Below are 5,190 nucleotides of genomic sequence, written 5' to 3' on the forward strand. Positions count from 1 at the left end.
TTCTTGATATTTTTCCAAACAAGGCAATCAATCTCCATATTTCCTACCTTCCGTGGAATCGCGGTGCCGACCCCAACTTTTGGAGTTTCGTAGAAGACACTCCAAAAGGAGTCACAATTCACTACCTGGACGAAGGCGTGGACACTGGAGACATAATTGTTCAGCAAGAAATAGAATTTGATTCGGACTTGGAAACACTCGCAACATCCTACGAAAAGTTACAGGCGGCAATTCAAGATTTGTTCAAAAAGAATTGGCAAAACATAAAGAGTGAAAACTGCCAAAGGCAAAAACAAATTGGCAATGGCTCTACGCACAAAGTAAAAGATAAAGAAGGTCTGCCACATTTGTTGACAAACGGCTGGAACACCGTGGTCTCGGTGTTGGAGGAATATGCCGCAGAAACGCAGATGTCACAACAATTTTGGGAAAAGTATGACTCCGAGATTGAAGAAATACGGAAACAAGAAAAGGCATAACAAGGCGCTGCACCGGACGGCAATTCCGCTGCGCTCCATTGCCGCCGGTGAGCTTGGTCGTTGGGCATGGCAAGCTTGCAGACAAATTTACCCATAAAATCTCAGTTCAGCAATAGAGAGGAATACAGTGAAAAACTCAATCAAAGCAGCTATTATTTTTTGTCTTACGTTAAAAACAATTTTACCTGTATTCGCAGGTCAAAAAATAGAGGGAACTTACAATGACAAATATGGATCAACCATTGTAATAAAAAAATCTAGCGAAAGAGATGATTACTTAATTAATGGCGATAATCATAAAGGGACTACTTGGGAAGGTGTTGGTTTTTACAGCATTGACTGCAATTGCATCAAATCTGTTTTTCGGTATACCTCGAAAAAAGAAAAATATGGCGATAATCCGGGTTATCACAGATTCCTAATAAAAAACGATGGCGATATGTTAATTTGCAATGGAGGTTGGGATAGCTTGGATGAATTTAAGGAAGGTACATATTCAAGATCATCTGCAAATAAATGATGGCTTGAAAACAGAGTGTGCGAAAGTAGAATTAAAAATTAAACGGATCAGGTTCGGTTTGGAATTAAAGGGGGTCTGGGAATTAAATTAAAGGGGGTCTAATTAAAGGGGGTCTGGATGAAATTATTTTCCAGGCACTGAATCAATCCGCAATCAATCGCCTAACGAACGCCTCCAGTCCGACCGCTCGCTACGCTCGCGGCGGCTGAGGCTGGCGTTATGCTTTTCAGATTGAAATTATGCTAAAGGAGACCGAATGACTAAACCAAATCTATTTAGTTATGCAACTTCAGAATTATCTCAAGACGCTTTTATTTGTTGGCTTTTATCTTGGATTACACCAGAAATAAGAGAGTATGATAAAAATATTCATGAATTATTTGTAAATCTTTTAAAAGCTTTTTTAAAAAACATGACAGAGAGTTTCCATCCAAAATTGAAAAAATAGATGTTAAAAAACAGTATCAAAATATCGATATTCTATTAACTGTGAATGATACCATAGCTATACCCATAGAAGACAAAATTGGTACGAGAGAGCATTCCAATCAACTTCAACGTTATTTAGAAATCCTCGAAAAAGTTAGATAATACTTTGATAATTTTGCAAGAAGCGCAAAAAATTCTTGATAAAGCTGTAAAAGCATAACCAGTCGGTCAAGCGGATTGCCCTAACGGGCAACCGCTTACTCGTTGTTAGTCCATCCACAGAAAATAGGACAATCCTATGAGCAAACGTGAACCTTACTGGTTAGGAAAGCGCCCGTCGGATGGAAAAAGGTGGGCGTATACAACATCTGCCGTTGTATTGGACGCAGGTGATTACCGCGAAAAGTTGTTTCGAATGTTTCGTCGCTATACAAAGCAGTGGAACGATATTGAACTTAACATGGATAGAGATTTATCCGAGCATACACATGAGATCCACGGAGCGCACATTGTCGGGGGCGCTGGCCGCAACTTCACGTTGCACTGGCATAACGATAAAGAAGATCACTGGATTTTTGAAATCCATTATGCCCGAGGATTCTCAGAGTATTACCCTGGCTTGTCTTGTGCGCGTAACCCCTTCCGTTCCGTCGATGATATCCGAAGCGCTCATCTTCATTGGAAGGGTAACGGTCAAGACGAATTCGAAAAATGGCTGGAGCTTGAAGAGAAGGAGAATAAGGAAAAGGGAGAGTGGGACGAATACAAAGCCTAACACGCACCTCAAGCCGACCCCATACTGCGCCCATAGCTCAGTGCTTTTTTCAGCCTCATAGCAGCGCAGTATGGGTCGGCTTAGGTGTGACGTTAGCTTTTGTGCAAGCCTGCGGTTCTGTACCCAAGCTGATAAACACAAAATTGAGCGATTGGATAAATGGCTGTTATTTACCCTGACATAGAAAACATTCAGCGCCTTAAAGTTTCGCCGACTCCCGGGGAATGGTGCTTGATAAATTACCTCAAAAAACACCTTGATGATACCTATGAGGTGTTTTTTAACCCCTACCTGGATGGTGATAGGCCCGATATTATAATTTTGAAGGAGTATTGCTCTGCCTTCATAATTGAAGTCAAGGACTGGGACTTAAAAAGCTACGAAGTTACGGAAAATAACAAATGGGAAGTTTTTGATGGTTCAAAATCATCGAGCAAAGCATCACCGCAATCTCAGGCTTTTCGATACAAGAAAAACCTCTATGATCTACATCTGCCAGTAGTCGGCTTAGCAAGGCTTACAAACCCAAACTTTTATAACCTAGTTCATTGTTTCGTATATTTTCACAATGCAGATAAAGGCGCGATTGATTCTCTGTACTTCCCAGCAGAAGAAAGGCAGAAAGAAGAGCAAGCGAGACTAAATCAAGCTATACAGGAAAGGAAAATCGTCTTTGATTCATACGAGAAGGCAAGCGAATACCTAGCTCGAAAAAAGCGCAATCTACAAAGAGACAAAAACATGTCCTTTGGCGGTGACCAACTGGGTCATCTGGTGAAAAAGATCAAGCAAAATTCTAAACATGTGCTATTTAACGAAAATGTTTATCGGGATTTCAAACGGAGACTTAGTCCATCTGAACATACACTAAATCAAGGCGTGCCAATCAAATTCGATAATAAACAGTTGTCCTTAACGAAAAGCGAAAATGTAAAAAGCAAAATCAAAGGTGTCGCTGGCTGTGGAAAAACATCTATTTTATCTCAGCGCGCTATAAACGCTTCTCAAAGGCACAATTCAACCGTTCTAATATTGACATTTAATATTACACTAAAGAATTACATCAGAGATAAGATTAGCGATATTCAGGGAAATAGAGATTTTTCGATCTTTGAAATTTCAAATTATCACCAATTCTTTAACTCTCAAGTCAATAACAGTGGCCAGGACTTCGGCGAGTTAGTTGAAAAATACGGAATCGATAGACTCTATTTTACCAATGTCTTTCAAGATGTTGACGTACCGAAGTACCAAACAATCCTTGTTGATGAGATACAAGATTATGAATCAGAATGGGTCAAAATTATTCGAGATAATTTTCTTCAAGAAGATGGTGAAATGATTCTATTCGGAGATGAGTCTCAGAATATTTATCAAAGAGATTTTGCTAGGTCTCCGGTTATAGCCCAAGGTTTTGGTCGTTGGATTAAGCTTACTCGCTCTTATAGGACGAAGTTAGATTCTCCTTTAAATCAGCTGTTTAAAGATTTTCAACTAAAATTTTTACAAGAAAAGCATTCAGACATAGAAATTACTGATGTAAGCCCCAGTCAAATGAGTATAGGGTTTAGTCTTCTAAAATATGAGGATATTCCAATCGGAAATTGGAAAGAATTAGTTTTGGATTCAATAAAGAGCTATATCAGGAGCTACGAGTTGCACCCAAACGATATAGTTATTTTATCTTCAGCAGTTTCGCTGGTTAGGCAATTGAACGAGTTATGGATAGAAAGTGAAAAAACGCACTGTATGTTTGAAACGTATGAGGAACTTGCAGCTTGCGCCAACATGCGCGTAGAGAAGTTAATGGCTTTAGACGAGAGTGAGATCAATATTCTCATAAAACAAAATAAAGAAAATGTGGAGAGGGTAAGACGAGCAAAGAAAAATCACTTTTATGCAAATAGCGGCCTAGTGAAGCTTTCGACTATTCATAGTTTTAAGGGGCTTGAGTCAAAAACCGTTTTTTATATTTTGAGCAAGGATGATGATCCGGAAATCGTATACACTTCTATAACGCGGTCCTCAGAAAATTTGGTGGTTTTCGATGTTGGAAGTAACAACAAATGCTCTGAGTTTCTGAAAGGCATAATTAAATGAAATTGCCAAAGAAAGCTAACAAGACGCTGCACTGGACGGCAATTCCGCTGCGCTCCATTGCCGCCAGTGAGCTTGGTCGTTAGACGTCACACGAGCCGAGCGTCTGGCACATTCATCCATTGGGCTTATAAGTCTCGCGCAAGCGATATAAACCGCAGTGAACGCAGATAAACGTTGATGTTTTTATCTGCGTGCATCTGCGGTTAGAATTACAGTGAAAGAGAAGTGAATGTAGATTGGGCTGAGGAACGAAGCCCAACAGGGAATGCGGCATTGTGCCGTATGTTTTTGGGATTTCGGGTATCGTTGCAAGAATATATTAAAAGCACTGAGTTTATTGACATGAAACCGCAACCGATTGTTTTTCAAGAGCTAGGCAATAACCTGAGCGGCATTTTCGACCGGGTGGTGCAGCGGCATGAAATATTTTCCGTGGAAAAAGCACCGGGGCAAACCGTCGTGATGTTGGATGCCGACGAATACGCGGGACTATTGGAAACGCTCTATTTGCTCAGCAACCCGGAAAATGCTGCCAGATTACAAGAAGGTATGGCGCAACATCGTACAGGTCAAGTAAAGGAAATTGATGTTACGGCTTACCTGGACTGAAACCGCGCTGGAGGATTTGTCCTGGTGGCAACAGCATGATGCCAAAATGCTGAAAAAGATTATCCAACTGTGCCTGGATGCTTGCAGCCACCCAACTCAAGGTTTGGGCAAGCCGGAAGCGCTGAAGCACGATTTTCAAGGCTACTGGTCACGGCGTATTAATCAAGAACATCGCTTGGTGTATGCCTTTGATAATACGCATGTCACCATCATTCAGTGCCGGTTTCATTACAAGGCTTAAAAAAGTGGTTCGGATTGCGGTGAAAGAGAAGTGAATA

At 40.8% G+C, this 5,190-nt stretch carries 8 protein-coding genes; all 8 read left to right on the plus strand.

The features are described from left to right. The coding region (locus HUK38_RS14310; RefSeq protein WP_182585005.1) for a formyltransferase family protein at positions 1-479 on the plus strand (479 nt) is incomplete at its 5' end. A 127-nt stretch (positions 480-606) separates the two neighbouring features. Continuing rightward, a complete protein-coding gene (locus tag HUK38_RS14315) occupies positions 607-999 on the plus strand; it encodes a hypothetical protein (protein WP_182585006.1) in 393 nt (130 codons plus the stop codon). A gap of 256 nt (positions 1,000-1,255) precedes the next feature. Continuing rightward, a complete protein-coding gene (locus HUK38_RS14320; RefSeq protein WP_182585007.1) occupies positions 1,256-1,447 on the plus strand; it encodes a hypothetical protein in 192 nt (63 codons plus the stop codon). Between the two features lie 41 nt (positions 1,448-1,488). After that, on the plus strand, positions 1,489-1,590 hold the full coding sequence (locus tag HUK38_RS15670) for a PD-(D/E)XK nuclease family protein (RefSeq protein WP_420825178.1): 102 nt from the start codon (positions 1,489-1,491) through the stop codon (positions 1,588-1,590). A 136-nt stretch (positions 1,591-1,726) separates the two neighbouring features. Beyond that, the gene (locus HUK38_RS14330; RefSeq protein ID WP_182585008.1) at positions 1,727-2,203 is read left to right on the plus strand and encodes a hypothetical protein; all 477 of its coding nucleotides are present in this window, start codon (positions 1,727-1,729) and stop codon (positions 2,201-2,203) included. A 159-nt stretch (positions 2,204-2,362) separates the two neighbouring features. Beyond that, entirely contained in the window at positions 2,363-4,303 is a 1,941-nt protein-coding gene (locus HUK38_RS14335; RefSeq protein WP_182585009.1) for a nuclease-related domain-containing DEAD/DEAH box helicase, read from the plus strand. A gap of 225 nt (positions 4,304-4,528) precedes the next feature. After that, positions 4,529-4,912 carry a type II toxin-antitoxin system Phd/YefM family antitoxin gene (locus tag HUK38_RS14340; RefSeq protein ID WP_338065433.1) on the plus strand — a complete coding sequence of 128 codons (384 nt, stop codon included), beginning with the start codon at positions 4,529-4,531 and terminating at the stop codon, positions 4,910-4,912. Next, entirely contained in the window at positions 4,890-5,153 is a 264-nt protein-coding gene (locus tag HUK38_RS14345) for a Txe/YoeB family addiction module toxin (RefSeq protein ID WP_182585011.1), read from the plus strand. The genes HUK38_RS14340 and HUK38_RS14345 overlap by 23 nt, the downstream gene beginning before the upstream one ends. Positions 5,154-5,190 lie beyond the last annotated feature (37 nt).

The organism is Thiospirillum jenense (genome assembly GCF_014145225.1).
GTDB classification, from domain to species: domain Bacteria; phylum Pseudomonadota; class Gammaproteobacteria; order Chromatiales; family Chromatiaceae; genus Thiospirillum; species Thiospirillum jenense.

Coding starts and splice junctions, on each gene's coding strand:
- HUK38_RS14320 (WP_182585007.1), top strand. CDS start 1,256: ATGACTAAACCAAATCTATTTAGTTATGCAACTTCAGAATTATCTCAA.
- HUK38_RS14330 (WP_182585008.1), top strand. CDS start 1,727: ATGAGCAAACGTGAACCTTACTGGTTAGGAAAGCGCCCGTCGGATGGA.
- HUK38_RS14335 (WP_182585009.1), top strand. CDS start 2,363: ATGGCTGTTATTTACCCTGACATAGAAAACATTCAGCGCCTTAAAGTT.
- HUK38_RS14345 (WP_182585011.1), top strand. CDS start 4,890: ATGTTACGGCTTACCTGGACTGAAACCGCGCTGGAGGATTTGTCCTGG.